This is a genomic window from Cohnella zeiphila (assembly GCF_014212055.1).
Taxonomy (GTDB): domain Bacteria; phylum Bacillota; class Bacilli; order Paenibacillales; family Paenibacillaceae; genus Cohnella; species Cohnella zeiphila.
In genome coordinates this window covers 459,008-485,182 of sequence record NZ_JACJVO010000009.1, presented here as the reverse complement: position 1 = coordinate 485,182, position 26,175 = coordinate 459,008, and the positions used below count along the sequence as shown (strand labels likewise).

At 61.5% G+C, this 26,175-nt stretch carries 22 protein-coding genes; 3 read left to right on the top strand and 19 right to left on the bottom strand.

Going from position 1 to position 26,175, the window contains the following annotated elements; all coding sequences use genetic code 11:
- Positions 1–182: 182 nt before the first annotated feature.
- Complete coding sequence (locus H7C18_RS09255; RefSeq protein ID WP_185128733.1) at positions 183–836, top strand: futalosine hydrolase; 654 nt, start codon at positions 183–185, stop codon at positions 834–836.
- The gene (locus H7C18_RS09250) at positions 833–1,666 is read left to right on the top strand and encodes a 1,4-dihydroxy-6-naphtoate synthase (protein ID WP_185128732.1); all 834 of its coding nucleotides are present in this window, start codon (positions 833–835) and stop codon (positions 1,664–1,666) included. The genes H7C18_RS09255 and H7C18_RS09250 overlap by 4 nt, the downstream gene beginning before the upstream one ends.
- A gap of 934 nt (positions 1,667–2,600) precedes the next feature.
- Here H7C18_RS09250 and H7C18_RS09245 read toward each other — a convergent pair.
- The 6 genes from H7C18_RS09245 to H7C18_RS09220 all read right to left on the bottom strand — a co-directional run bounded on the left by H7C18_RS09245 (position 2,601) and on the right by H7C18_RS09220 (position 11,228).
- The gene (locus H7C18_RS09245; RefSeq protein ID WP_185128731.1) at positions 2,601–3,371 is read right to left on the bottom strand and encodes an SDR family oxidoreductase; all 771 of its coding nucleotides are present in this window, start codon (positions 3,369–3,371) and stop codon (positions 2,601–2,603) included.
- A gap of 64 nt (positions 3,372–3,435) precedes the next feature.
- Positions 3,436–5,421 carry an oxidoreductase gene (locus tag H7C18_RS09240; RefSeq protein WP_185128730.1) on the bottom strand — a complete coding sequence of 662 codons (1,986 nt, stop codon included), beginning with the start codon at positions 5,419–5,421 and terminating at the stop codon, positions 3,436–3,438.
- Between the two features lie 7 nt (positions 5,422–5,428).
- A complete protein-coding gene (locus H7C18_RS09235) occupies positions 5,429–6,562 on the bottom strand; it encodes an acyl-CoA dehydrogenase family protein (RefSeq protein ID WP_185128729.1) in 1,134 nt (377 codons plus the stop codon).
- Positions 6,563–6,597: 35 nt separating this feature from the next.
- Positions 6,598–8,187 carry an AMP-binding protein gene (locus H7C18_RS09230; protein WP_185128728.1) on the bottom strand — a complete coding sequence of 530 codons (1,590 nt, stop codon included), beginning with the start codon at positions 8,185–8,187 and terminating at the stop codon, positions 6,598–6,600.
- Between the two features lie 870 nt (positions 8,188–9,057).
- Entirely contained in the window at positions 9,058–9,507 is a 450-nt protein-coding gene (locus tag H7C18_RS09225; protein WP_185128727.1) for a Fur family transcriptional regulator, read from the bottom strand.
- 239 nt (positions 9,508–9,746) lie between these two features.
- The gene (locus tag H7C18_RS09220) at positions 9,747–11,228 is read right to left on the bottom strand and encodes a sulfatase family protein (RefSeq protein ID WP_185128726.1); all 1,482 of its coding nucleotides are present in this window, start codon (positions 11,226–11,228) and stop codon (positions 9,747–9,749) included.
- A 226-nt stretch (positions 11,229–11,454) separates the two neighbouring features.
- Here H7C18_RS09220 and H7C18_RS09215 point away from each other — a divergent pair, with 226 nt between their 5' ends.
- Positions 11,455–12,258, top strand: a complete 804-nt coding sequence (locus tag H7C18_RS09215) for a helix-turn-helix domain-containing protein (RefSeq protein ID WP_185128725.1) — start codon at positions 11,455–11,457, stop codon at positions 12,256–12,258.
- Here H7C18_RS09215 and H7C18_RS09210 read toward each other — a convergent pair.
- The 13 genes from H7C18_RS09210 to H7C18_RS09150 all read right to left on the bottom strand — a co-directional run bounded on the left by H7C18_RS09210 (position 12,243) and on the right by H7C18_RS09150 (position 26,144).
- Positions 12,243–13,454 (bottom strand): MFS transporter, encoded by a 1,212-nt coding sequence (locus tag H7C18_RS09210; protein ID WP_185128724.1) that lies wholly within the window; start codon positions 13,452–13,454, stop codon positions 12,243–12,245. The two genes, H7C18_RS09215 and H7C18_RS09210, sit on opposite strands and share 16 nt — an antisense overlap.
- Positions 13,455–13,629: 175 nt before the next feature.
- Positions 13,630–14,238, bottom strand: a complete 609-nt coding sequence (locus tag H7C18_RS09205) for a 3'-5' exonuclease (RefSeq protein ID WP_185128723.1) — start codon at positions 14,236–14,238, stop codon at positions 13,630–13,632.
- Between the two features lie 102 nt (positions 14,239–14,340).
- Positions 14,341–14,775, bottom strand: coding sequence for a hypothetical protein (locus tag H7C18_RS09200; protein WP_185128722.1), 435 nt, complete (start codon positions 14,773–14,775; stop codon positions 14,341–14,343).
- Positions 14,776–14,861: 86 nt separating this feature from the next.
- Positions 14,862–16,187, bottom strand: a complete 1,326-nt coding sequence (locus H7C18_RS09195; protein ID WP_185128721.1) for an MFS transporter — start codon at positions 16,185–16,187, stop codon at positions 14,862–14,864.
- An 88-nt stretch (positions 16,188–16,275) separates the two neighbouring features.
- Positions 16,276–17,652, bottom strand: a complete 1,377-nt coding sequence (locus H7C18_RS09190; RefSeq protein ID WP_185128720.1) for an ATP-binding protein — start codon at positions 17,650–17,652, stop codon at positions 16,276–16,278.
- A 151-nt stretch (positions 17,653–17,803) separates the two neighbouring features.
- On the bottom strand, positions 17,804–19,429 hold the full coding sequence (locus H7C18_RS09185; RefSeq protein WP_185128719.1) for an anti-sigma-I factor RsgI family protein: 1,626 nt from the start codon (positions 19,427–19,429) through the stop codon (positions 17,804–17,806).
- Positions 19,426–20,256: an RNA polymerase sigma-I factor gene (sigI, locus tag H7C18_RS09180; protein WP_238357564.1), complete on the bottom strand. Its 831-nt coding sequence runs from the start codon at positions 20,254–20,256 to the stop codon at positions 19,426–19,428. Before sigI ends, H7C18_RS09185 begins: the two co-directional genes overlap by 4 nt.
- Positions 20,257–20,564: 308 nt before the next feature.
- Positions 20,565–20,990 carry a hypothetical protein gene (locus H7C18_RS09175; RefSeq protein ID WP_185128718.1) on the bottom strand — a complete coding sequence of 142 codons (426 nt, stop codon included), beginning with the start codon at positions 20,988–20,990 and terminating at the stop codon, positions 20,565–20,567.
- A gap of 209 nt (positions 20,991–21,199) precedes the next feature.
- Positions 21,200–21,748, bottom strand: a complete 549-nt coding sequence (locus H7C18_RS09170; protein ID WP_185128717.1) for a peroxiredoxin — start codon at positions 21,746–21,748, stop codon at positions 21,200–21,202.
- Positions 21,749–21,885: 137 nt separating this feature from the next.
- On the bottom strand, positions 21,886–22,965 hold the full coding sequence (gene leuB / locus H7C18_RS09165) for a 3-isopropylmalate dehydrogenase (protein ID WP_185128716.1): 1,080 nt from the start codon (positions 22,963–22,965) through the stop codon (positions 21,886–21,888).
- A gap of 144 nt (positions 22,966–23,109) precedes the next feature.
- Entirely contained in the window at positions 23,110–24,108 is a 999-nt protein-coding gene (locus tag H7C18_RS09160; RefSeq protein WP_185128715.1) for a FecCD family ABC transporter permease, read from the bottom strand.
- Positions 24,105–25,127, bottom strand: a complete 1,023-nt coding sequence (locus tag H7C18_RS09155; protein WP_185128714.1) for a FecCD family ABC transporter permease — start codon at positions 25,125–25,127, stop codon at positions 24,105–24,107. The genes H7C18_RS09160 and H7C18_RS09155 overlap by 4 nt, the downstream gene beginning before the upstream one ends.
- 3 nt (positions 25,128–25,130) lie before the next feature.
- Positions 25,131–26,144: an ABC transporter substrate-binding protein gene (locus H7C18_RS09150; protein ID WP_185128713.1), complete on the bottom strand. Its 1,014-nt coding sequence runs from the start codon at positions 26,142–26,144 to the stop codon at positions 25,131–25,133.
- Positions 26,145–26,175 lie beyond the last annotated feature (31 nt).

Below are 26,175 nucleotides of genomic sequence, written 5' to 3'. Positions count from 1 at the left end.
CGCCTTTCCCGCTTTACAAATCGGCCTGCCTGGCCGTATCGTTGACAGATGGGCTCTCGCACGGAAGCTGGTTCTTATTTAGAATAATTCTAAAGTAATTGTAACCGATCCGGCCGGATTAGGCAAAACATTTTGTGAACGGCATTGGGAGCATAGGGTGTAAAATGGAGGTGTTCAATCCAATGAACGACAATTTGGACGTGCTTGTCATGACGGCCGTAGAGGCGGAGAGAGAGGCCGTGCTTCGCGGCATCGGCCAGGCCGGCGGCTTCGACGTTCGTCTGGCGGGCGTCGGTCCCGCCTCGGCGGCAGCCCGCACGGCGGCTGCGCTCGCGGGGGGGCGCTACCGCCTTGTCGTCAGCGCCGGCATCGGCGGCGGCTTCGCCGGGCGCGCCGACATCGGGGCGCTGGTCATCGCCAGCGAGATCGTCTCCGCCGATCTCGGCGCGGAGACGCCGGACGGCTTCGCCGGCGTGGACGAGCTGGGCTTCGGCTCGGCGCGTTCCGCGGTCGATGCCGGCTTGGCCGAGCGGTGGGCGCAGGCGATCTCGGCTGCGTGGAGGCCCGCTGCGTTCGGGCCGATCCTGACGCTGTCCACCGCCACCGGCACGGCGGAGACGGCCGCCCTTCTGGCCGAGCGCGTGCCGGGCGCTGCGGCCGAAGGCATGGAAGGCGGCGGCGTCGCCGCTGCCGCCGCCCTGTTCGGCGTGCCGGTGCTGGAGGTGCGCGCCGTCTCCAACGCGGTCGGCCCGCGGAACCGGGCCGCCTGGAAAATTCCCGAGGCGCTGCGGGCTTTGGAAGCCGGAATTTCTATTTTCACGGAGGTACTGCCATGAATATCGCGTTTTCCCCTTGCCCGAACGACACTTTCGCTTTTCACGCGTGGGTTCACGGGCTCATCCCCGGCGCTCCGGCGCTAAACGTCACGTACGCGGACATCGACATCACCAATCACTGGGCCGCGGACCGGACCGGTCCCGAGGTTCTGAAAATTTCATATGCCGCCCTGCCCTGGGTGCTGCGGGACTACGCCCTTATTCCATGCGGAGGAGCGCTCGGGCGCGGGTGCGGTCCGCTCGTACTGACCTTGTCCGACTCCGCCGACCCCGCTTCGCTGGCGGGCAAGCGGGTCGCCGTACCGAGCGAACGCTCCACCGCTTATTTGCTGTTCCGGCTATGGGCGGCCCAAAAAGTGCCCGGAGGCATCGGAGAGATCGTCGTCATGCCTTTCCATGAGATCATGCCCGCCGTCCGGCGCGGGGAGATCGATGCGGGGCTGGTCATTCACGAAGCCCGCTTCACGTATCCCCAATACGGCTTGAGCCTCATGGCCGATATGGGCAGCTGGTGGGAGGAAGACACCGGCCTGCCGATTCCGCTTGGCGCCATTATCGCTCGCCGGGACCTGGACGTCTCGGCCATCGCCGAGTGGACGCGCGCGTCCGTACGCTACGCCTGGGAGCATCCCCGGGAGTCGCGCGAATACGTGATGAGCCACGCCCAGGAGATGGCTCCCGAAGTGGCCGACCAACATATCGCCCTCTACGTCAACGAATTCACCGCCGATCTGGGCGAAGACGGCTACGCGGCCATCGAAGCGCTTCTGGGCCGCGCCGCCCAAGAAGGCCTCGTGCCCGCGATCGATCCCGCCTTATTGCGCGGCTGATCCCGCTCTGCCAAGCCCTGGCTTCCTTCTCTCCGGGGAGGGAGCCGAAGTTCTTGGCGTTTCGCTTTACAAGGAAGCTCGCAGCCTTAAGCCTCCGATCCACTGGAGGCTCAGGACTGCGGGCTTCCTTGCTTTCACCCGCCAATGATGATACTTCCCCGCAACCAAGAAGCATCCTCTGCAGTCAATCTCCGCATTCCGCTCATTTGTCCGTACGATCCTTCCTTCGCCGCAGGCTTTTTCGCCCCTTCCTCCCGCGAGCATTGTCGTTTTTCGGACCGGGATTCGAAATCCCCTTCGCTCAGGCGTCTCCGCAAGAGATCAACCGCCTATTCGATTGATCGGACCTCCGACCTCTCCCCCAATCTGCAATCCAAAGCCAGCCCCTTCCTGAAGGATTGGGATTTCGAAGGAAAGCGTAAAATAAGCGGTAACACCCTAAGCCTGAGCGACGGGGATTTCGGAGGAAAGCGAAAAATACGCGTCAGCACTCTCCTCCTGAGCGACAGGGATTTCGAAAGAAAGCGTAAAATATGCGGCAGCTCTCTGCGCCTGAGCAATGGGGATTTTCGAAAGAAAGCGTAAAATAAGCATCAGCACTTTTCGCATGAGCGGTGGGGATACCGGGCCGCAAGCACAGTTTTCCTGAGGGACATGGATTTCGAACAACAGCAAACGACTTCCACGCCAGCGCGACAGGTAAACCGAGCCCTGACCTTTCCATCCCTGAGGCACGGGGATTTTGAAAAAAAAGCGGAAAATAAGCGGTAGCACTCTACGCCTAAGCGACGGGGATTTCGAAAGAAAGCATAAAATAAGCACTCTACGCCCGAACGGCGGGGATACCGTGCGAAACGCGAAAAAAATCCCCGCTGCCGGCGCCGGTAAGCGCGGAATCGCGGGGATTGGGTCGTACTGCCTATTCGAATGAAGCTTAACGGCCGTCGGGACCGTACGCGATCAGCGTAAGGCCGCCGTCCACGCCGAGAACTTGGCCGGTGATGAAGCCGGCTGCGTCGCTAGCCAGGAACAAAGCGACTCCCGCAACGTCTTCGGGCTGGGTCAATCGTCCGAGCGGAGTGCGGCTGATGACGTTCGTTTTGAACGTTTGGAAAGCGTCCTTGGCGTAGAAACGAACCGAATCGGTCTCGACCACGCCGGGCGAAATGACGTTGCAAGTAATTCCTTTCGGGCCGAGTTCCGCCGCCAGATAGCGGGTCAGCGACTCGAGCGCCGCCTTGGCGGAACCGATGTTCGAGTAGTTGGGGAGCGCGAACTGGCTGCCCAGGCTCGAGATGGTCAGGACGCGGCCGGCGCGGCCTTCCATCAAAGGAACGGCGCGCTGGACGCCGTGGAGGACGCTCTTGATGACGACTTCGTACGTTCTGTCGATATGGTAGCCCTTCGTCTCCATAACGGGCTTGAAAGCGGTGGCGGCGGCATTGGCCATGAAGACGTCCAGCGCTCCCCACTCCTGCGCGATCTTGTCGAACATCGCGTCGATCTCCTCGGCCGACTCGAGCTCGGCCTTGCAGACCAGCGCTTGAACGCCCAGGGCGCGGACTTCTTCAGCCGCCGTCAACGCCGCATCTTCGTCTCTCCGATAATGGATCGCCACATCGGCGCCTTCCCGGGCGAACGCCAGGGCGGTGGAGCGTCCGATGCCGCGCGAACTGCCGGTAATGAGTACTTTTTTGCCTTTCATGGAGGAAGACATTCTTATTCTCATCCTTTCGGAAAATAATCCATTTATGGGCCGCGCTTTGTATTTATAATTCAATGGCCGCTTCGTACGCCTGGCGGATGGCCCGGGCCGCGTTCAGCTCCGCCGCGTCGATCGCGCCGCCGACCCAGCTGGCCTCCGGCAGCTTGTCGCCGAACTCGTCATCAGGCGCGATGCGCGACCGCTGACCCGTGCAGAGCACGACTTGATCGGCCGGGACGAACTGCTTGTCCTCGCCGTTCTCGACCCAGACGCCTTCCGCCGTAATGGCGGAGCAGCGATAGCCCTTCATGACGCGTACGTCGCGCCGCTTGAGCTCGCCGAGCAGTACCCAGCGGGAAGTCGGCCCGACGCCTTTGGCCACCTTCTCCGAGCGGGAGACGAGCGTAATTCGGCTCTCGGCAGGCCGCTGCGCGTCCTGTCCCCGTTCGGCGAAGAACGTCTCCACTTCCGGCCGCAGGCGAATTTTCTCGGCCAGATAGTGCGCCACGTCGCTCCCGATGCCCCCGCCGCCGATCACGACGATATTGCGCCCGAACGGCCGGGCTCCCGACAGGAGCTCCGCGTATGTACACACCAGTGGCAAATCCGCGCCTTCCAGCGCTTCCGGAACGTAAGGCCGCACGCCCGTCGCCATGACGACCCGGTCGAACGCCGCCAGTTCCTTCTCGTCAGGCGCCGAATTCAACCGAACCTCGACGCCCAGCCGCTGAAGCGCGACCCGGAAGTACCGGATCGTCTCGCGGAACGTCTCCTTGCCGGGAATGCGCGACGCGAGCAGGAACTGCCCGCCCAAGCGGTCCGCCGCTTCGAACAGAACGACTTGGTGCCCGCGTTCGGCTGCCGTCTTCGCGGCCTGCATGCCTGCGACGCCGCCGCCGACGACGGCGACGGAGAGACGCTTGTCCGCTGCCGGTACGTCCTCGGCTTCCCTGCCCGTGCGCGGATTGACCAGGCAGCCGACCGGCTTGGGCGGGCGGCCCAGCGTGTGGTCAAGACATGCCTGGTTGCACGAGACGCACTGGTTCAACGCTTCGCGGTCCGCTTCGATAATCTTGCGCGCGAACGCGGAATCGGCAAGCCAAGGCCGGGCCGGCGCGACAAAATCGAGATCTCCGCGAACGAGCAGCTCCTCGGCGACTTCCGGCGTATGAATCCGGTTCGCGCCGATAACCGGCACCGACACCGCCGCCCGCACGGCTCCGGCAACCGGCCCGAACGCTCCCGGCGGAACGATCGCGCCGACCGTCGGGATAGCCGATTCGTGCCAGCCGATGCCGACGTTCAGCGCGTCGACGCCGCTTCGCTCCAACTCGCGGGCGAACGTCAGCGTCTCCTCGCGGGTCGTGCTGCCTTCCATGCAGTCGTCGCCGGACATTCGGTAGATGACGGGATATTCCGTCCCGACCCGCTGCCGGATGCCTTCGACGATCTCCAGGCACAGCTTCATCCGCCCCGCGTGGCCTTGTCCGTATTCGTCCGCGCGCCGATTCGTAAGAGGCGACACGAATTCGTTCAGCAGATACCCTTCGGAGCCCATGATCTCGATGGCGGCGAAGCCGGCCGAAGCGGCGAAAGCCGCCCCGTCGATAAACGCTTCCTTCAGCTTCGCAATGTCCGAGGCGGTCATCTCCGCCGGCGTCTCCTTCGTCAGTCGCGAGGCGATCGGGCTGGGCGCCCACGGCGTCATCCCTGTTTCCGCGCTGGTCGCATACCTTCCGCGGTGCGCAAGCTGCAGCGCCAGCAGACCGCCTTCGGCGCGTATCGCTTCAGCCAACTCGGCAAGCTGAGCGCGGTGGTCCGGCTCGGCCAGGCAGAACATGCCGTGTCCGCCTCCCTCGGGCAGCACGGCGACGTTGCCGGTGACGATCAGCGCCGCGCCGCCGCGAACCCGTTCGCGATAGAAGGCGATCAACTGGGGAAGCTTGTCCCGACGGCCCTCGATCTCAAGATGCATCGCGCCCATCAGAATGCGGTGCTTCAGCTCCAGCGAGCCGATTCGGCCCGGTCTCAGCAGCAGCGATGGCTCCATCCCGCGATCACTCTCCCGCCAGGATGTGCTTGGCGATGACCGCTTTTTGAATTTCCGCCGTGCCTTCTTCGAACTTCTGCGCCCGGGCGTCGCGATAGATGCGCTCGATCTCGTAGCCCTTGAAGTAGCCGATTCCGCCCCAGATTTGCTGCGCCTTGTCCGTAACCCGCTGCAGCATCTCCAGCGCGTACAGCTTCGCCATCGAAGCTGGCGGCGGCGTCAGAGCGTCCTCGTCCTTCAGCCGGCCGGCGTACATGATCAGCTGGCGGGCCGCTTCGATGTCGGTCGCCATCTCGGCGATCCACGTTTGCACCACCTGGCGCTGGCTGAGTGGCTTGCCGAACGTCACGCGCTCGCGGCTGCGCTCGACCGCCAGATCGAATGCGCGCTGCGCGAGACCGACGCAAGTCATGCCGACGCAGACGCGGCTCGGATCGAGGAAGCCGTTCAGCGCGCCGGACAGCCCCTGGCCGACTTCGCCGAGCAGGTGGTCCGCCGGAACGCGTGCGTTTTTCAATACGATATGGGCGTGTCCCGTTCCCGTCAGGCCGAGCGTAGCCGGCATCTCGTGAATCTCGACGCCTTCGGCCGTGCGCGGAACGAGCAGCGCAAGCGACCCTTCATAGCCGCGCGTTCCTTCCATTTTCGCATAGAGCAGCAGATAGTCCGTCGTATCGCCGAACGTGATAAGCCATTTTTCCCCGTTCAGGACGAAGGTGTCGCCTTCCTTGCGCGCGAACGTCTGGATGTCCGCGCCGGAGCCCGCGTTCGGTTCCGTCAGCGCGAACGCCGCGGTGATCTCGCCGCGCACGAGCGGCTTGACGAACCGCTCCCGCTGGCTCTCGCTCGCCAGGAAGTCGACCGGACGCCAGATGCCGTTGATGACGTGAACGATCATCCGGAGCGAGCCGTGAGATTGAGAGAACAGCTCCAGCAGCTGCAAGTATTGGGTAAAGCTGAGCCCGTAGCCGCCGTATTCTTCCGGCGCCGCCAGGCGCAGGTAGCCGCGCTCGCGCAGCTCCTGCCAGATTTCCGGACCGCACTTGCCGGTCTCTTCGATTTGCACGGACAACTCGCGCAACCGTCCGTTCACGTAACCTTTGACTTCTTCTTTCAGCTTCTGGAAAGCGGCGTCGTTCATCTGCGGGAATCTCCTCTACTATGAAAAATGAAATGTTATTCGGACTTCAGCTTGTCTGCGATCATCTGCCGGAGCACGTACTTCTGAATCTTGCCCGTCGTCGTGCGCGGCATGTCGCGGATGAGCTCCAGCCGTTCCGGCCAGTAAATTTTCGTAACGCCTTGCGACTGCAAGTAAGCCGTCAAATCTTCCAGCCGGATCGACCGGTCGGGATCGATCATCGTCACGTAAACGCAGATGCGCTCGTTAAGCCGCGGATCGGGCATGCCGACGACGGCGACGTCCTTCAGCTCGTCCATCCGATACAGCAGGTTCTCGATCTCGGCGACCGGAATTTTGACGCCGCCGCGGTTGATGACGTCTTTGACCCGGCCGGTCAGGCGCAGATTGCCGTCCTCGTCGATGACGGCCAGATCACCGGTGTTGAAAAACCCTTCCGCGTCGACGGCCGCCTCGTACCATTCCGGATGGTCGAGATATTCGGTGAACATCGCCGGCGTCTTGACCTTGAACAGCCCTTCCTGCCCCGGCGGCAGCGTGCGGCCTTCCTCGTCGGTTACTTTCATCTCCCGGCCGGCGATGACTTGTCCGTCCGAGTTCCAGGACGAATCCCCGTAATTCGGAATCGATCCGACGCTGATCATGCAGGATTCGGTCGAGCCCCAGCCGCCCGCCACTTTGCAGTTCAGCCGGCCGACCGCTTCCTGCGCCAGCTTGCGCGGCACCGGTGCGCCTGTCGCGATGAAGATGCGAAGTCCTTGAGGCGGACGCTCTTCGCGGGTCAGATCGGCCAGGAACGGCATCGCCGCCTGCACGAACGTCGCCCCGTGCTGCTCGATCGCGATACGCGCCGTACCGACGTCCCATGCGGCCTGGCACACCTGCTTGGCTCCGATGAAGAAGGCCATCGCCATGCCGTACAGGAATCCGGTCTGATGGGCCATCGGAGACGGAACCCAGATGGTGTCGTCCGACGTAAGCCCCATTCCGTGAGCGTGGGCGGCGACGCCGTGACCCAGCGTCCCGTGCGTGTGAATGACGCCTTTCGGCTCGCCGGTCGTCCCCGACGTAAAGAGCAGCTGCGCCGGAGAGTCCGGTCCGGGACGCCTGCGCTCGATCTCCGCCGGATCCGGCTCCTGCGCGGCGAGGCCGCCGACACAGGTCGCCAGGTTATCCGGGTCCCGGGAATCGATCGTAATCAAATGCTGCATTCCCGGCAATTCGGGACGGATCTTCTCGATCAGCGGGCCGTACGCAAAGCGGCGGAACTCTGTCGGAATGACGAGCACCTTGCTTTTGGATTTGCCCATGATAAACGGAATCTCCCGTTCACGGAGCGCCGGCAGCAGCGGGCAAGCCACGGCGCCGGCTTTCCAGATGCCAAGCGTCAGAACGATGAACTCCCATCCGTTCGGAAGCAGGTAAGCGACATTCTCGCCTTCCGCCACGCCCCGGTCGATCAGCCCTTGAGCGACACGGTCAGACAGCTTGTCGAGCTGGCCGTGGGTGAGAACGTAACGCGAGTCCCCTTCTCCGAGATCCACGACTGCGATTTGAGTCGGGTCGGCTTTGGCCAGGCGGTTCAGAAACAGCCGCTCGCTGTCCAGATGTTTTTCGGTGATCATACTAATACGGCCTCCTCTGTCCGCATCTCTTCGCCGCCTGCGTTCTTATCTGTATCCTTCCTAAAACGCAAGACAGCGCAAGACGGTGTGAAAATTCGGACCTGAATATCGATCAATTAGAGCGGAACCGCTTGTCCATCCCGCCGCAACCGAAAGCCTTGACGCACGTATGTAAGAATATCGTCGGCGTCCGGGAGCATGCGAGACGATGCATTCGATCCGCTCTCTTCGTTGCCGTCGCGTGCCTTTCTTCGGCGAACCGGTTCGGATCGCTCTTTCCATATCTATCCGATAGGATAGCCGCGATAGAACGGATACGTTCAAAAAAACAGGACAAGCGCGGCTTATTTGCCTTGCGACGATTCCTTATGGGTGCCATTATCGTCTCGCCACGCTAAGGGAAAGGCACCTCGCGGAGGAAACATGCAAAATTCAGATGAATCAGCAGCTTCATATCCCTCCTTCCGTCGCCTCGGCCTTGCAGGCCGCGAGAACCGCCGCCGAAGCGTTCGGCCCGATCGGCTAAGAGCGCGCCAAGCGCCTCCCTCATCTTTGTCATGGTCTATCCCGACCTAGTTTCTTTTCGACCTCGATTTGGAAAATCCTTTGCCGACGCGCTCCGGCCAACAAAAAATAGCCCTGGCGGGCGTAAGCTCGGCTGCCGGGGCTTCCTTGAAGTCGGCATGCCGGGCGAAATCCAACCCGAACGGTCCAGGGGGCCGATTCTTGTTTGTAACCATGTTAAGCATTTTATCTTTTAATTACCTTAACGTCAACGTCAGAACTGGGAATGGCAGGGGAGAATTCCGACTTGTCGGATCGAATAAAATAGGGAGGAGGGACGATCGAGATCCGGGCGTTCCCGGCCGTTCAGACGCCGGCCGGCTCAGCCGCTTCCTTCTGGCATTCCTCGCAAATGCCGTAAATCTCGAACCGGTGGTTCATGATTTTATAATTGCCGGGGAGCTCGAGCGTCTCCTTCATCGGGCAGAAATCGAACGTCAGCGTCTTCTCGCAGTTCATGCAGATAAGATGATGGTGGTGATGGTCAAGGCAGGAAGCTTTGAACTTCAGGCCTCCCTCCATGAAATAAAACTGCTCCAGCACTCCCATCTCGCTGAGCATCCGCAAATTGCGGTAAACGGTGTCGAAGCTGACGCTCGGGTGCTTGACGGTCAGTTGATCGTACACGTCCTTCGGCGACAAATAGCTGTCCGTCGAAGCGAAAATCTGCGCCAGCATTCTGCGCTGATCGGTAATTCTCCAGCCGCTGCGGGCCATCATGGCCAGCATCTCCTGCGCTTTGTCGTGATCCAACATACGCGGCTCTCCTTCCTTCGAGCCCGAAGCCGTCCGATTCGGGCGGGCGCTGCAGCGCGCCTTCAAGAAGCTCGCTGTCTTCCCATCATACCAGTAACCTTTCTCCTTCGACAAGGGCGGCGGCGGCGAAGGGCAAGTTCCGTCCGTCTTTCGGCAACGTAACCGTCCTTCCGAAGAAGTCCCGGCGGAATGCGAAAAGCCGCCCGCCGATGATTGGAGGACGGCTGAAACGCCTGTCTTTACCCGTCGCGGCCGGCCTTGCCCGCCATCTCGCGAGGATGACGCCGCAGCAGCTCGGGCACCGCGTCGCCTCTTCCGGTCTCGCGGAGCCGCTCGGCGTAACGCGGCAGGAACCCTTTGGCATGATAGGGGCCGCCTTCCTTCATCACGGTCCGCAGCGGATCGACGTCGAACGGCATCGACGCCATCATGCCGTCATGCCATTCGTTCAGCAGGTAGACCGCCTCGCGGCAAACGTCCGGCCGCTCTAGCGCCAGGCTGCGCTGCTCATGCGCATCGTCCGACAAGCGGAACAGCATCTCTTTGTCGAACAAGTGATAGCCGTCATGGTACGTCCGGATGTAAAGCCATTCCCCGAACCGGACGCTGCGCTGGCAGACGTGGGCGCACTGCGACACGACCAAGTAATCGCGGCCGCTGTCCGCGCCCGTCCGCAGCGTCTCGGCATAGCTTTGCCCGTCCCAGCTCGGCGCCGGCTTCTGGCCGAGTACGTCGGCGATCGTCGGCGGCAGATCGAGATGATAGTGAAGACCTTCATCGACGATGCCTTGCCGCATGCCGGGCCAGCGGATGATCATCGGGATGCGGCAGGTGCCCTGGTCCGCCGTCCCATGCTCGCCGTAGATGCCGAGCTCGCCCATGTTCTCGCCGTGGTCGGCCGTGATGATAACGATCAGATCGTCCATTACGCCTTTGCTCTCCAGCAGGCGGAAGATCTCGCCGATATTCTCGTCCATGAAGCGAATGCCGCAGTCGTAGCCGTCCACCATCCTCCGCAGGTCTTCCCTGGACCCGATCTTGCCCGGATGGCGCGGATAAGCCGGCGACGTCCGGTCGTCGTACATATTGATTTCGCTGGCGCTGTGCGGCCCGACCTTTCTCCTATGGGCTTCCAGCACTTCGTCGGTAATCCATTCCGGAAGCGGCTCGTCCGCGAACGGGTTGCCGAACGATTCCGGGGCGCGGTAAGGGGTGTGCGGATCCCAGTAATTGACGTACAGCATCCAATCGTCCTGCTGCGCGTTGCGTTCGATCCAGTCGAGCACGACCGGCGTCACTTCCTCGGCCGATTCCATCCCTCCCCGGCCCGTATTGTGAATCTCGTTGAAGCCGGCATAGAAAGTCCAGGCCGAATGCCGCTCCCCGAACGGACTGACGAGCGCGGTGCGCAGCCCCGCCTTGCGGAACAGCGCCGGGAAGCTCTCGGACGCCAGCCGGTCGCGGAACCCCCGTTCCGCTCCTTCGTGGCGTACGTCCCCCGCCGTTCCGCCGTGGCCGACGACGCCGTTGTGAATGCCGAATTGTCCGGTCATCAGCGCCGTTCGCGACGGAAAGCAAGGCGCGTCGGACGTGTAGTAGTTGTCGAAGCGGACCCCTTGAGCGGCCATCTTGTCAATGTTCGGCGACGTGTTGCGCGGGTACCCGTAGCACCCTAGATGATCCGGTCTCGTCGAATCCAAATCCAGCAGCAAAATTCTCATGATCGCAAATCCCCTTCCGGCGCCCGACCGATGTCAGCGCTTTCTCTTCTTGCCGTAGCTGTATTATAGATTCGGGATCCGCCGAGCGTCCACGTACATTTCGATTTTGATAGGTACATTTCTCTTATCAATAATTCCAACAAGGCAAAGATTATTCGACAATCGTTTACGAAATCTATTGGCTATGCTAGGATTTAAGCGAAAATTGTATAGAAAGGCGCTATCTATGATTCAATTGATGAGTGTACATTTCGATCATTTCATTCCCAACTGGCGTACGCAAATGGAGAAGATCGGCCACAACGTTCTTGTGCTCGTGACGGAAGGGAAAGTCCGCTACGACATTAACGGAAGCGAGGTCGTCGCGGAGAGAGGGGAACTGCTTTACATTCCGAAGTCGACCAGGCGGAGCGGCGAGAACTGGGCGGGAACGCCGCACCAGAAGTATACGGTTCTGTTTAACCTGGATTGCGAGCTTCCGACCGGCGTTCCTTTTCTCGATCGGAAGCAATTCCTCCGGTTCCGGCTCGCCCATTTTCCTTATGCGCAGAGGCGCTGCGAACGGCTGTACGAAGAGATGCGGGGGAGCAAGAGCTTTCGGGAGCTGATCTGCCTGGGGATCGTTCAGGAGCTGTTCGGCATTCTCTCCCGCGAGCTGGAGAAGCCGGAGGTTACTCCCATGAAGATGAAGTATGCGCAGACCGTCAGGCAGTATTTGCTGGAGCACTACCGCGAGCCGATCGAGATCGGGCAGCTCGCCCGGCTCATCCGGCGATCGCCGAATTATACGACGGCCTTGTTCAAAGAGGTGTTCGGCCAATCCCCGATCCGTTACATGCACCAGCTTCGCGTGCTCGAAGCGTGCAACCTGCTGCTGAATTCGGATATGACCATCGCCAGCATCTCGCAATATTTAGGCTATTACGACACGTCCTATTTTTTTCGCATTTTCAAAAAATACAGCTCGATGTCCCCCGGCGAATTTATCGCCCGCGGCCGGCCTTCGGACCTGTCTCAGCTGTTCTCCTGACGGCGCAGCCGTCCCGCCAGCCAGGCGAGGAGCCCGACCAGCAGCGCGCCGCCGCCGGCCCAGCACACCCCGCTCCAGCCCCAATGGCGCCAGCAATAGCTGCCCAGCGACGAGCCGATCGCTCCTCCGAGAAACGTCGAGACCATTTGCACGGTGTTCAGGCGGCTGCGGGAAGGCGGGTCGAGCGCGTAGATGCGGGTCATGTTCGCCACCTGAGTCCCTTGCACTCCAAGGTCGAGCAGAACGACGCCTGCGATCAGCGCCGCCAAATAAACGCCCAGCAAGCCAAACAGCAAAAACGAGAGCAAATTCAACGCGACGAGAGCGCCGACGATCGTTTCTTTCTTCCACCGATCGGCCAAGCGCCCGACGATCGGGGCTCCGAACGCGCCGGCCGCGCCGATCAGGCCGAAAAGGCCGGCGACCCGGCTGCTGTAATGGTAAGGCTCCCCTTCCAGGTAGAACGACAGCGCCGTCCAGAAGATGCTGAACGCCGCGAAGTTCGACGCGCCGATCAGCGCGGATTCGCGCAGCACGGCATACCTTCGGATCAGGCTCCCCATCGAAGCGAGCAGGGTCCCGTAGCCCATCGTCGCCTGCGGCCGATTCGCGGGCAGCTTCGCCCGGAGCAGGGCGAGCAGCGCCAGCATCGCGCCCGCGGCGATCCAGTACATCACGCGCCAGCCCCATGTGCCGCCGATCAGGCCCGACACCGTCCGCGTGAACAGGATGCCGAGCAGCAGGCCGCTCATCACCGTTCCCACCGCCTTGCCTTGCTGTTCCGGTTCCGCGAGCGAGGCCGCCATCGGCACCATAATCTGCGGAACGACGGTCGTCAAGCCGACGGCGAGGCTCGCGAAGTAGATCCAGGTCAAGTTCTGGGCGGTGGCCACGCCGACGAGGGACAAGCTGACCAGCGCCAGCAGGATGGAGACGAGCCCGCGGCGCTCGCGAATGTCCCCGAGCGGCACGAACAGGAACATGCCGATCGCGTATCCGATCTGCGTGCAGGTCGAGATGAGCCCGGCGGCGTCCGGGCCGACGCCGAACGACCTGCCGATGTCGGCCAGCAGCGGCTGGTTGTAGTACAGATTGGCCACGGTCGCGCCCGAGGCGAACGCCATCAGCAGCAGCAAGCCTCGGGACAAGCCGGCCGAAGCCGGTATTTGCCTTTCTTTCAGAGCGGGTTGACTCATGGAGCATATCCTTTCCGGGGCCGGACACGGCCGGCGTTTCCTGAGCGATTCGTCGCATTCCGGTATTGTAAGCCCAATTCGTCTTGCTGTGAAGGGGCAAGCCGAAAAGGATGATACCCGAAAGCCGAGGCTTCGGAGATCATCCTTTCTTCGGAAGCCGTCAAGCTTCCATCCGTCAGGCGTAACGGATCGTCGCGGCCTGCAGCTCCGCTTGGGGCGGATACCAGGCCGGCGGCCCGTATTTGGGCAAATAGCCAAGCCGGTTGACATAGGGCTCGACCGAGCTTTCTTCGTTCAGCTTCCGCAGCAGCTCCCAGCATCCTTCCACGTCGGCCAACGCCCGGTGGGCCCCGTCCAGCTCGACGCCGTAGCGCTTGCACATCTCGCCGAGATTATGCGGATAAGGCTGACGGTCGCGGCAGATGGTCAACGTGTCGAGAAATCGGTTGCTGAAGCTCCGGCCCGCATGCCTCATCAAGGCGTAATGGAGAAACCCGAGATCGAACGCCGCGTTGTGGGCGACAATCACGTTGCTGCCGATAAACCGGTTGAGAATGCGCATGGCCGTCTCCTCGTCCAGCCCGTTCTCCAGGTCGGCCGAGCTTAACCCCGTAAGTTCGGTCACTTTCGGAGGTATGAAGCCTTCAAACCGCACCAGCGTGCTGTAACGGCTGACGATCTGGCCTTCGTGACAGCGAACCGCCGCGATCTCGATGATCCGGTCGCGGGCCGGATTGAGCCCCGACGTCTCGAAATCGAGCACCGTAATGTCCGATAGATCCATGAAGCATCCCTCCAGCCGTTCCGTTAAGGATAGTTTACCAGAATCGGCCAAGGAACAAAATGCCAGCCGCGTCAACGTTCGACACCGGCTGGCTCTATGAATCTATCTTTGGGCAGCGAGGACGCGAAGCGGCGCCGCGTTCGCCCGCTTGACGATCCAATCCAGAATGTCCATGAACTCTGCTCTGGCTTGATGGATAAAGCCGAGAAGCGTGCCGCGAAGCTCGTCCACGGGCAGCGTAATGACCAATCGAAGCATCCGGTCCATCAGAATGTACGAGAGCTCGAATCCGGACTCGTATCTTCGCAATTCTTCGAAGATCGAAGCCTGCAGGTAGATTTCGGGCAGAAGGAAGGAATACATGATCGCGAGCGGAACTTCGCGTTCCAATCGGGTCAGCTGGAATTGCTCCTCGAACGGATAATTTCTCTTGCGCCAGCGGGATCCGCCCGTGCAGGAATCGTCTTTTTCCCACATCGGCTCGAGCTTGCAAACCGCTTCCTCGAAGAGCGATCGGTACCACGCCATTCTGTCCATCTCCAGCCGGCTGCCTCCATTCCTCGCGCTAAAAGTCGGGCGGGCGTCTCTGGGCCGCATCCGGTACTTACAATAATCTACAATTGTTAAGGAAATTGACTCGTAATTGTTTGGTTTTTATTAGTTTCCTTGCTTTTGAACGTCGCAGGGGCGACGAACAGCGCAAGCGCAAGGAGCAGCAGGCCGCAGCCCGCCACGATCCCATACCGGGCCACCCAATCGGGATATCCTTCCGCTTCTTTGAAAGCCCACCCTCCGACGATCGGCCCGACGAAGCCGGACAGCCCGGTCAGTGCCGAGAACAGCGCGACGTAGACCGGACGGTCTCCCTTCGGCGTATCTCCGATCAGAAAATTAAAGACGAGCAGGTTATAGCCGCCCAGGCCGATTCCGAGCAACAGGTGCGACGCGAGCAGCACGAGCAGGACGGGCGCGATCCCCATCCCCAGCCACGCCGCGCAGGCGGCGGAAACGATCGGGAACGTCCAGAGCAGCAGCTTGCGGGCCGGAGCCCGCGCGTTCAGATTGCCCCAATAAATATAGCTGAACATCATGACGATATTTTGGAACATCGTAATCAAGGTGACGGTGCTATAGCTCAGGCGAAGCACGTTCAGCATGGCGTACGAGAAAAGCGGAACGACGACGTTCTGCAGCAGAAGAAAAACGGTGATGAACATCGTCGCGGATCGGAACGAACGGTCCCTTAGAGGCTTGGCAAGCAGCTTCGCTATGCTTCCTCCATCGGAGCGCTCGAATGGCGGATTCCGGTAACGAGCCAGCTCCCAGCCGTTCCAGACGACGCTGACGGCGCTGACCAGGAAAAGGTAAGCGAATCCGTGTCCGCTTCCGCCGGCATGCTCCATCCACTGGCCTCCGGCGAGCAGGGTCAAGCTGGCGACGGCCCAGTGGACCGTGTTGCGGATGCCGAAATATCGGCCGCGCACCGCCGGCGGCACGATATCCGCCATGAGCGAAGTCCAGATGACGCCGCTCGATTGGGCACAGACGAAGCTGATCAAATATAGGGATGCGTAGGCCCAGAACCGGTCGCTCTCCGGAAAAAGTAGCGGAATGAGGCCGGTCGATACCCATAGCGTGCGGTGCGTAACGCCGAGAAGGCAGACGGCGAGGCGCCGGTTGGTCCACTTCTGCATCGCAACGGCGATAAAAAGCTGGGCCACGAGGGTAAGCGAAGGAATGGCTGCGATTAGGCCGATCTGCTCGGAGCTGAACCCGAGGTAAAGCAAATAAGCCGTCTGCAACGGACCGCCGAGAAGATTGGCAACGATATTCGCGGGAATTCCTTCCCGCAAGGACGTTCTCAATCCTTTTCGAGTCGCGGAATCGATGAGACGGCTTCCCCTGAGCGAGAGAAGTCCTCGGAACGAATTCGGTTGTCTGCGAAGCATGCGGTTCCCCCACCACGATGTCGAATCTTGCGCTCACAGCTTCGGCGGCCGGGAACAAGCCCGCGCCGACGATCGATTCATCCCGATTCTACTCCCTCTCGATCACCAATGGCAAATAGATTTTGAATTCCGTTCCTTCGCCTTCCCGGCTTTCCACCTGGATCGTCCCGCCATGGTTGCGGATAATCCGGTAGCTGACCGACAAGCCGAGGCCCGTCCCTTCTTCCTTCGTGGTAAAGAAGGGATCGAACAGCCGGTTCAGCGTCGTCCGGTCCATCCCTTTCCCGTTGTCGCGAATGCGAATGACGGCGAACCGGCCTTCCCGCCGCGACGATACTTCGATCCGGCCCTTGCGCTCGTCTCCGGCTTCGTGGATGGCATCCATCGCGTTTTTGACGATATTGAGCAGCACCTGCTTGATCTGCTTGACGTCGATGGCGATGGAGATCGCCGGATCGTTGTTCTCGCCGTACAATTCGCAGCCCTTCATGTGGGCTTCGCTCTCCGTCAGCAGAATCGTCTCCTTGACGAGAGAGGCGACCCGCAGCGTCTGCTTCATCGGCGCCGTCGGCTTCGAGGAGTTGAGGAATTCGAAGATGATATCGTTCGCCCGGTCGATCTCCGACAGAATGATGCGGGCGTACTCCTGCTTGCCGATCGATTCCAGGTAAGGCTTCAGCAGCTGGATGAAGCCCCGGATCGATGTCAGCGGATTGCGGATCTCGTGCGCGATCGCCGCCGCGATCTTGCCCAGCATCGCCAGCTTGTCGTTCTGGAAGGCAGTCTGCTCGATCTGCTTATACTCCGAGACGTCTTTCACGCTGATAAGATAGTCTCCGTCCAACTCGTCGATCTGGGTGATGCTGATCAGCAGGAATTTGCCGTTCGAGTCTTGGAACTCGGCATGATACCGGCGATGGTAGACCATCTCTTTGAGCATGCGGACGAAGATCTTCCGAATCGACTTGCGCAGCAAGGGATGGTACATCAGTTGGCGGACCGAATTGCCGACCAGCGCTTTCCGTGGCGTCTGGAGGAAACGGGACATCTGCACGTTCAAAAAGCGGAGGTAGCCTTCCGAATCGAACAGCGCGATGCCGCTGTCCATATGCTGAAGCACCGTCTCGAACCGGTCCGGGCGTTCTTCGTCGATCGGCATCGAGTCGATGGCCGCTTCCCGCAGCCGATCCTTGTCAATCTCCTCGTCGGCCGATTGCCGAAGGCGGAGCAGGGCGAGCATTTCCATGAGAAACAAAAGAGACCGGTGCATAATGGTCATCCGGTCCTCGGGTTCGGCGTTCGAGAGCAGGAACCTTACGCTCTCTTCGTGATGCCAAAGAAGTTCTTCGGTGGAAACGCCTGGAAGAATCGATCGCAATGACGCCAGTTCCCGGCTCGAACTCTCTTCGCCGCCCAGTGCGAATTCGGCCAGCGCCGGGAAGTAGCGGGTTCTCCACCTTTGCATGAAGGGGGTCCTCCCGATAATTGATCAGTTACGGAACATCCCGACAAAATTCACATTCATCATAGGCGTCGAACCCCGAAACTGTCAATGAGAGATCCTGTCGACGTTCCCGAAACCCGAATGTCGAATCGTCGCCTTCCCTGTCGGCTTTCTATCGGTCTTTGGACCTCGTCTTATCGCCTGCCGCCTTCCCGCTTTTATCCCGTCCGGAGCTTTCTTCCTTCGAGCGGTTCGGTTGGCCCCGCTTCCCGTCTCCGGCATGAAAGTCGCCGGATTTCGCCAGTTCCGCGATGCGGCTGGCGGCGGACTTGGCCAGCTCTTCCGCACGTTCTTCGCGGGATTCCGCCTGACCCGCGCCGCTTGCTCCCCAGCCGGACGAGCGGACCCGGCTCCCCTGCCCGCCCTGGCCGTTCTCCTTGTCGTCCGTTCTCTTGCCGCCGGCGGACGGCTTGTCCGCCGAGCCGCTTGCGCCGCTCTTGCCGGACGGAGAACGGCCTTCTCCGTCCCGCTTCGACGGGCTGGACGGTCCGCGAGGAGACTGCGGTTTCGCATCCGATTGAGCTTGATTGCCCGGCTGCTGCGACGAACCGCCTTTGGCCGGGGGCTGACGGCCGTTCGACTTGCCATCCTTGTCGCCCGCGCTCGCGTGCTTGGAAGCGTCCTTGGCGCCGTTCTCTCCCTTGGACGCCGACGGCTCGCTCTCGCCCTGCTTGGCAAGCGACTGCTGGAGCAGCTGCTTCCACTTGTCGGCGGATGTCGAGTCTCCGTCTCCGTTCCCACTCCCGTCTTCGTCAAAAACTTCCCGAACCCCGCCCCATTCGGCGGCAATTTTTTTGAGCGGCTCCTTTTTCAGCGTCTCCAATTCCACGTCGTGGCCTTCGTTCTCCGCCTTCAGCCAGAACGCCATCTTGCCTGCCGACAGTCCGTTCTTGCGAGCCTCGTCCCGAACTTCCTTCGGAACGGAGACCGTCGTCACGACCGGTACCGTCGCCGGCGCTTCCCCTTCTGCGGAAGACCCGTTCTTGCCGTCCGCTTCGTCCGGTTCCGCCTGACCCTGCGTTCCTCCCGAAGCGCGCTGATCGTCGTTTCCGCCTCCCGGACCGGCAGATGCGGACGGAGACGCAGAGGCTTCGCCCTTACCGGTCCCGGAAGCGCCGGCCGAGTCTCCATCGTCCGGCTTCGCCGTTCCCGGATCCGCCGGCTTCGAACCCGCCGTTTCGATCGCCCGCTTCATCTTGTCCGTCACTTCGGCTTCCCATTGTCCGCTGACTTCCCGCATCGGAACGCTGGCCAGCACGACCTCGCTGGTCCCGCCGTGCAGCAGGTGCCGGGAAGCCAGCTGTTGCGCCAGCTCGGCCGTGACCTCCTCGACGTCCTTGCCTTTGAAGGAGGAGATGCCGGCCACGATCGGTTCGGCGTCGGCGTTGAGCGCATCCAGCGATCTGACCTTCTCCTTGCCGTCAATGCCCAGCTCCAGACTCGGATTGACGTCCAGCGTCACGTAAGCGACGACCGGCGGCGTATGCGGCCACCAGACGGAGGCGGCAAGCAGGATGACCGCCGCGCAGCAAGCCGCGGCAGGCAAAAAGGCGCGTTTCCTCCAGGCCGCCGCAGGCAAGAAGGCGCGCCGCCTGTCCCCCGCGGCTTCCTCGGGTTCCAGCTCGATCTCGTCGCCGATCTCATACTGGGGCCGGCGCGGAACGCGCATGAACCGCCCGCCTTCCGCGAGAACGATCGCCCGGGAACCTTTAAACGACATGATGACCGCCCGGATCATGACGACTCTCCTTCCTGCTTCGCGGCCGAGACGCGGATATACTCCCGCAGTATCGGATACGGGCCGCCCGCGATCAGCGTGACGGCAATGATGTATTTACGATGGCGCTCCAGCGTCTTCCTCGACACTTGCTCCAATTCGCTCAATTCCTTAAGCGGCAGCTGACGCTTTTTGACGAGCATGCCAAATAAAGCGGCGTTTTGCGCCAGTCTCGCTCCGATCCCAAGCAGCATCTCCCGCGAATCGTGATGCTTCGGGGATTGCTCGCTCAGATCGTAGAAGGAGACGCCGAATGGCGCAAGCTCCGCCTGAAGCGACGCAATCTCTTCCTTCCGCTCTTCCGCCGTCCGTTCCCGCGAATAAACGGTCAACGCTTCCTTCGCCTCAAGCTTGGCGAGCACAGAGCCGGCCTCGTCGTCTTGCGGCTGCAGCGCACTGTAAGGCACGGCCGTCAAGTGGCGCCGCTCCTTGCGCGCGTAATCGATCAGCCGGCGCTGAATCACTTGGCCCGCGAAGCCGAGGAAGCTGCTGCCCCCTTCCGGAGAGTAGCTGCCGATCGCCTCGTCGAAAGCCGCCAGCGCGATGCTGAACTCTTCGTCGCGGGAAGGATCGATGTATCGCTTGCCGAACCGGCTCGCCGTCTTGGCAATGAAAGGCTGATATTGGCGGATCCAGTCGTTCCGGAGAGCCTCGTCCCCTTGCTGAATGGCCGCTACGACCTCCTCCGGCGTGCGGGCCTCATGGTCCGCGGCCGGAGCGGCGCCGCCTTGTCCGGTCCATTTTCTCCACAATAAGAGTAGCAAAAGCTCACCCCACGTCCATATCATTCGCCGATCTTCTCCCGGATGAGGGGGCCGTCCCGAAAATTATGTATTTCGCGGCAAGATATGCCTGCCGCCTAATTCCCTTATGAAATAACCCGCGATCCCGATCCGTGAAACTTAAACCGCCGCGCAAGCCAAAAAAGCCCCTCCTCCGCCTTCGAACAGCTTGCGATCGTTCCCGGAGCCTCGTCGTCAAAAAACGACCGGACAGTCCGGTACAACCGGTATGCCGTGAATGGCGGTTAGAGGGGCGATGCCGGACGGAATGGATTTCCCTGCCTCGCCGGACCGCGTCCCGCGTCCGATTCTCATCAAAGCGTGCCGCCGGTCGTCCGCTTCATTTTCAGCTTGTGCCGGCGCTGCGCCAGAATGCCGAGCCTCTTCTTGAGCTGCTGCTCCCACTCCCCGTCGCCAAGCTCCTTCGCGAACGATAGCAGGTCCAGCGACATATCGATCTGGTTCTGCACGATCGCCATCGGATCTTCGTCCTCGTTGTTGACGCAATTCTCATTGAGGGCTTTATCCGACTCGTCGACGTAGTCGTGGAAGTCGACTTCCGATGCACCGTCGCCATGCGCGTACTCCGCCAGAATCTCGTACTCGTTCTCCACCAGGTAATGCACTTCCACCCGGTGGCATACCGGACAGAACAGAATCGGAACGTTATGGATTCTGGTCCGGTAATGCTTGAGCGTTCCTTTCGTTCCGATCATGCTGGCCCCGCAGCAGAAACTCATCGTCATTCCTCCCCCGGAACAAGTCCCGTAACCATTCCCAAACCTGGCTGAGCGCCAATAAAATGATGCGTTATTCACTATATTCTCTCTAATCGGACGGAATTCCTGCCGGAAAAGTTTTACCATGGCCCGTTCTTATCGGATCGCCGGCAAAAAGGAAAGACGCATGCGCGAAGGCATGCGTCCTTAAGCCGGACGTAACGCAGGATTTACTTGGCCACCAGGTGCTTGTCCCCCGGCTTCCAGTTGATCGGGCACAGCCCGCCGGATTGGAGCGCTTGAAGCACGCGAAGCGTCTCTTCCACGCTGCGGCCGACGTCGTTGTGGTTGACGACTTGGTATTTGAGCTCGCCTTCCGGATCGATGATGAACAGGCCGCGCAGAGCGACGCCTTCTTCCTCGATCAGAACGCCGTAATCCTTGGCCGTCTGCTTCGTAATATCGGAAGCGAGCGGGAAGTTCAGCTTACCCAGCCCGTTCTCGGTCTTCGGCGTGTTGATCCACGCACGGTGGCTGTGGATGCTGTCGACGCTGGCGCCGAGAATTTCGGTGTTCAACGCTTTGAACTGATCGGCCGCTTCGGACAGCGCGACGATCTCGGTCGGACATACAAAGGTGAAGTCGAGCGGGTAAAAGAAGAAGACCAGCCATTTGCCTTTGTAATCGGACAGAGAAGCCTTGCCGAAACCTTGACCGTCTCCAAGAGCGGTCTCAAGCGAAAAATCCGGAGCCGGGCGGCCCACCAAACGTTCTGCCATGAGTCTTAACCTCCTGTGTATCCGACCATAAGCCGGGCTTGTTTTCTCAACTATGATCCTACCATCATTGAGAACCGAAATCAATATGGAATGACTACTTATTTAGAATAATTATAAATAAGTTGTTGCCATCAGCATTAGCGGCTCATGGCGGCCACGATCAGATCGCCCATCGCCGTCGTGCCGATCGCCTTGCTCTTGTCGACGGCGATGTCCCCGGTGCGATGGCCGGCATCCAGCACGCTCTTGACGGCGCGCTCGATGACTTGCCCCGCTTCAGCATAACCGAAAGTAAGCTGGAACATGAGCGCCACGGACAGAATCGTCGCGATCGGGTTGGCGATGCCTTGGCCCGCGATATCCGGCGCGGAACCATGCACCGGCTCGTACAAGCCGAAGCTTCCTTCGCCGAGAGAAGCGGAGGACAGCATGCCGATGGAACCGGTCAGCATCGCGGCTTCGTCGCTCAGAATGTCGCCGAACATGTTCTCGGTGACGATGACGTCGAAGCTGGACGGACGGCGGAGCAGCTGCATCGCGCAGTTGTCGACGAGCACGTGCTCCAGCTCGACGTCCGGATATTCCGGCGCGATGCGGTTGACCGTCTCGCGCCACAGGCGGGACGTCTCCAGCACGTTCGCCTTGTCGACGGAAGCCAGCCGCTTGCTGCGCTTCTGCGCGATCTCGAACGCCTGGCGCACGATGCGCTCCACTTCTTGCACATTATAAACGCAGGTGTCGACCGCTTCCTGGCCGTTCGCGCCTTCGCGGCGGAACTTCTCGCCGAAGTAGATGCCGCCCGTCAGCTCGCGCACGACGATCAGGTCGGTGCCTTCAAGCACTTCCGGCTTAAGCGTGGATGCGTCCTTCAGGCAGTCGAACACGACCGCGGGACGGATATTGGAGAACAGGCCGAGCGCCTTGCGGATGCCGAGCAAGCCGGTCTCCGGACGCAGCTCCTTCGGATTGTTGTCCCATTTGGGGCCGCCGACCGCGCCGAGCAGAACCGCGTCCGCTTTCTTGCAGATGTCGAGCGTCTCCTGCGGCAGCGGCGTGCCCTTCTCGTCGATGGCGATGCCGCCGAACAGGCCGTGCTCGAGCTCGAACTTGTATCCGAACAGCTCTTCCGTTTTCTTCAATACTTTAATCGCTTCGCCCACGACCTCGGGGCCGATGCCGTCGCCCGCGATGACGGCGATCTTCTTCACTTCTGCCATAATGGATATTCACTCCCGTTTCGCGATTGTCACATGGATGGACTATATCATTTGTAGCACACTTCGGCCCATGTGGCAAAATACCTAAAAGCTATCGTTTTCATAGTTTCGCCCTATGGCCGCCGAAAAGCGTCCGCATGTCCGTCAATTCCCGGTTCGTCCCCTCGCGCCGGCATCCTTGGCCTTCCGCAGCAGGTAGACGAAATAAGGCGCGCCGATCACAGCGCTCATAATGCCGACCGGGACTTCGCGCGGCACGATGAGGACGCGGCCCAGAACGTCGCCGAGCAGCATCAGGTCGGCGCCGAGCAGCGCGGCCAGCGGAATGAGCCATTGGTGGCGGCTTCCGACGATCCGGCGGGCCATGTGCGGCGCGACCAGTCCGACGAAGCCGATCGCGCCGACGGCCGCCACCGCGATGCCCGCCAACGCGACCGCCAGCAGAATCAGCCAGAGGCGTTCGCGGACGATGCGCAGACCGAGGGAAACGGCTACCTCGTCCGTAAGCTGAAGCAGGTTCAGCTTGGCGAATCCGGACCAAGCGAGCGGCAGAAGCGCGGCGATCCACGGCAGCAGCAGCAGGACGTGGCTCCAGCTTCGGCCCCATAGGCTTCCGGTAAGCCAGAGCAGCGCCAGATTGATGTCCGTCGGATGCCGGACGATCAAATACTGCGTGCCGGCCTGGAACACCGCCCCCACCGCGACCCCGACGAGCGCCAGCGCGGCCGGACCGAGTCTCAGTCTCCGGCTGAGCGTCAGCAGGAGGGCGAAGGCAGCGAACGCTCCCGCGAAGGCGGCGGCCGGAAGCGCGAACGCCGGGGCGCGGGGATACAGGAACAGCACCGCCGCCGCGGCGAAGCCGGCACCTTTGCTGACGCCGACGACATCCGGGCTGGCGAGCGGGTTCCTCAGCAGGCTCTGCAGAATGACCCCGGAGACGGCAAGCCCGAACCCGGCCAGGACAGCCGTGGCGATGCGGGGCAGGCGAACTTTGTCCACGACAAAGGAGGAAGGATTGGGCCGGCCGAGCAGCGTCTCGCCGATGTGCCGCCAGGGAACCGCGACGGCCCCGAACCGGAGGGAAACCGCCGTCAGCAGCAGCATCAGCAGGAAGGCGGCGGCTAGCGCAGTCGTTCTTCTCATCGGACCGTCCCTCCTCTCCGTCGTGCCAGGTGCAAGAAGAGAGGGGCGCCCAGCGCGGACGTGACGATGCCGACCGGCGATTCGAAGGGGAACGCGATAAAGCGGCTGGCCAAGTCGGCGCAGACGAGCAGCGCCCCGCCGAGCAGCGCGGTCATCGGTACCAGCGCGCCGAGCTTGCCGCCGACGAGCGCCCGCGAGATATGGGGCACGATCAGGCACAGGAAGCCGATCGGCCCGCACAGCGCGACCGCGGAGCCGGCCAGCAGCAGGACGAGAACGAACGCGGCCGTTCGCACGGCCGCTACCCGCTGGCCGAGCCCGGAGGCGATCTCATCCTCGACGGCGAGAAGACGCAAGGACGGAAGCAGAGCGAACAGGAAGATCAGACTCGATCCGAGAAAGGGGGACAGCAGGCGAACGTCCTGCCACGAAGCTTGGCTCACCGAGCCGACGAGCCAGAAGATCATGCTGTCCGTCGACTGCTGGTTCAGCACCATCATCCCTTCGGTCAGCGCGGACAGCAGGAAGTGGACCGTAATGCCGGCCAGCGCCAGCTGAACCGGGCTGAAGCGGCCGCCTCCGGCCAACGACCAGACCAGGATTGCTCCGGCGGCGGCACCGGCGAAAGCCAGTCCGACGGCTAGCGGAGCCGAGAAGTCCGGAATCGCCACCAAGCCGATCACGACAAAAAACGAAGCCCCCGCGTTCACTCCGAACAGATGCGGAGAGGCGAGCGGGTTCCTCGTCGCGAGCTGGGTCAGCAGTCCGGCCAGCGCCAGCTGCGCCCCGGCCATGCAGGCCGTCAGAGCGCGGGGCAGCCGCAGCAGCCGGACGTACAGGTCCGTCTTGCCGTCGCCCGGGCCGACGAGCGCTCCGAGCAGACCGTGCCAGGAGACAGGCGCCTGCCCCCATTTCAGACTGCCGACGATGCCGAGCAGAAGCAAAAGCGCGGACAACGAAATGAAGAGGAGCGGACGCCCCGGTCGGGTCCGCTTCTCCGCCAACGATTCGCTTGTCATCGATCAGGCTCCCAGGGCGCTTACAAGATCGGCCGCCATCTTCTCCGAGCCGAGCAGTCCCCGGGACAGCGACCAATCCCGCCGTTCCACCGTGAACACCTTCCCGTTCGCCGCCGCGTCGATCTGCTTCCACAGCGGGTTGCTCTCCCACTGGTCGACGATCGTCTTCTGGTCGGTCGGGAGCAGGAACAGCGCCTGCGGATTCGTCTCGACGAGCTGCTCCAGCGACAATTGCGGGTAGGACGTCTCGTTTTTCACCGGATCGTCGAAGCCCATCATCGCCAGGAACGACCCGGAGAACGAATGCTCCGAATGGGCGAAGAAGCCCGTCGGGTTGACGACCGCCGGCAGCACGGTCAGCTTGGCGCCGCCAAGCTTCGCCTTGGCCTCGTCGATGATCGCCTGGTGCTCGGCCAGCCGCTTCTCTCCTTCCGCTTCCTTGCCGACGGCCTTGGCGATAATCCGATAGTTCTTGATCATCTGGTCGTAGTCGGCCTCGTAATCGTCGAGGATGAGGAGCGGCGCGATGCCTTTGAGCTGCTCCAGTGCGTTTTTGTGCTTGTTGATGTCCACGATGATCAGGTCCGGCTGCAGCGCGCTGATCCGCTCGATGTTCGGCTCGTAGCGCGAACCGACCGATTGGTAATTCGTCAGCTTGCTTTTGACGGCGTCCATGAACAAGCCCGGATCGTCGTCGTCCGCGATGCCGACCGGCTGGACGTCCAGCGTAGCCAGCGCGTCGGTGAAGCTGAAATCCATCGCCACGATTCGCTCGGGCACCTTCTGCAGCGTCACCGTTCCGACCGCGTCCTCCATCGTGATCGGCCCGCTTGCGGATTCGGCGGACGCCTGCGGCGATGCGGCGGACGGCGACGGTGCGGATGCGGACGGAGACGAAGACGACGCAGCAGGTCCCGCGCCGGAATTCGAATTTCCCGCCGCCCCGCATGCCGCCAGAGCGACAGACCATAAACAGACAAGCGCGATCGCGAGCGCTTTTTTGACTCCCCAACGCATGATGATTCCTCCTGCAAATGATTATTATTAT

Coding starts and splice junctions, on each gene's coding strand:
- H7C18_RS09185 (WP_185128719.1), bottom strand. CDS start 19,429: ATGATCCGGGCGGTCATCATGTCGTTTAAAGGTTCCCGGGCGATCGTT.
- H7C18_RS09150 (WP_185128713.1), bottom strand. CDS start 26,144: ATGCGTTGGGGAGTCAAAAAAGCGCTCGCGATCGCGCTTGTCTGTTTA.
- H7C18_RS09200 (WP_185128722.1), bottom strand. CDS start 14,775: ATGGACAGAATGGCGTGGTACCGATCGCTCTTCGAGGAAGCGGTTTGC.
- H7C18_RS09255 (WP_185128733.1), top strand. CDS start 183: ATGAACGACAATTTGGACGTGCTTGTCATGACGGCCGTAGAGGCGGAG.
- H7C18_RS09160 (WP_185128715.1), bottom strand. CDS start 24,108: ATGAGAAGAACGACTGCGCTAGCCGCCGCCTTCCTGCTGATGCTGCTG.
- H7C18_RS09205 (WP_185128723.1), bottom strand. CDS start 14,238: ATGGATCTATCGGACATTACGGTGCTCGATTTCGAGACGTCGGGGCTC.
- leuB (WP_185128716.1), bottom strand. CDS start 22,965: ATGGCAGAAGTGAAGAAGATCGCCGTCATCGCGGGCGACGGCATCGGC.
- H7C18_RS09175 (WP_185128718.1), bottom strand. CDS start 20,990: ATGAGTTTCTGCTGCGGGGCCAGCATGATCGGAACGAAAGGAACGCTC.
- H7C18_RS09195 (WP_185128721.1), bottom strand. CDS start 16,187: ATGCTTCGCAGACAACCGAATTCGTTCCGAGGACTTCTCTCGCTCAGG.
- H7C18_RS09220 (WP_185128726.1), bottom strand. CDS start 11,228: ATGAGAATTTTGCTGCTGGATTTGGATTCGACGAGACCGGATCATCTA.
- H7C18_RS09190 (WP_185128720.1), bottom strand. CDS start 17,652: ATGCAAAGGTGGAGAACCCGCTACTTCCCGGCGCTGGCCGAATTCGCA.
- H7C18_RS09245 (WP_185128731.1), bottom strand. CDS start 3,371: ATGAAAGGCAAAAAAGTACTCATTACCGGCAGTTCGCGCGGCATCGGA.
- H7C18_RS09210 (WP_185128724.1), bottom strand. CDS start 13,454: ATGAGTCAACCCGCTCTGAAAGAAAGGCAAATACCGGCTTCGGCCGGC.
- H7C18_RS09170 (WP_185128717.1), bottom strand. CDS start 21,748: ATGGCAGAACGTTTGGTGGGCCGCCCGGCTCCGGATTTTTCGCTTGAG.
- H7C18_RS09240 (WP_185128730.1), bottom strand. CDS start 5,421: ATGGAGCCATCGCTGCTGCTGAGACCGGGCCGAATCGGCTCGCTGGAG.
- sigI (WP_238357564.1), bottom strand. CDS start 20,256: ATGATATGGACGTGGGGTGAGCTTTTGCTACTCTTATTGTGGAGAAAA.
- H7C18_RS09235 (WP_185128729.1), bottom strand. CDS start 6,562: ATGAACGACGCCGCTTTCCAGAAGCTGAAAGAAGAAGTCAAAGGTTAC.
- H7C18_RS09155 (WP_185128714.1), bottom strand. CDS start 25,127: ATGACAAGCGAATCGTTGGCGGAGAAGCGGACCCGACCGGGGCGTCCG.
- H7C18_RS09230 (WP_185128728.1), bottom strand. CDS start 8,187: ATGATCACCGAAAAACATCTGGACAGCGAGCGGCTGTTTCTGAACCGC.
- H7C18_RS09215 (WP_185128725.1), top strand. CDS start 11,455: ATGATTCAATTGATGAGTGTACATTTCGATCATTTCATTCCCAACTGG.
- H7C18_RS09250 (WP_185128732.1), top strand. CDS start 833: ATGAATATCGCGTTTTCCCCTTGCCCGAACGACACTTTCGCTTTTCAC.
- H7C18_RS09225 (WP_185128727.1), bottom strand. CDS start 9,507: ATGTTGGATCACGACAAAGCGCAGGAGATGCTGGCCATGATGGCCCGC.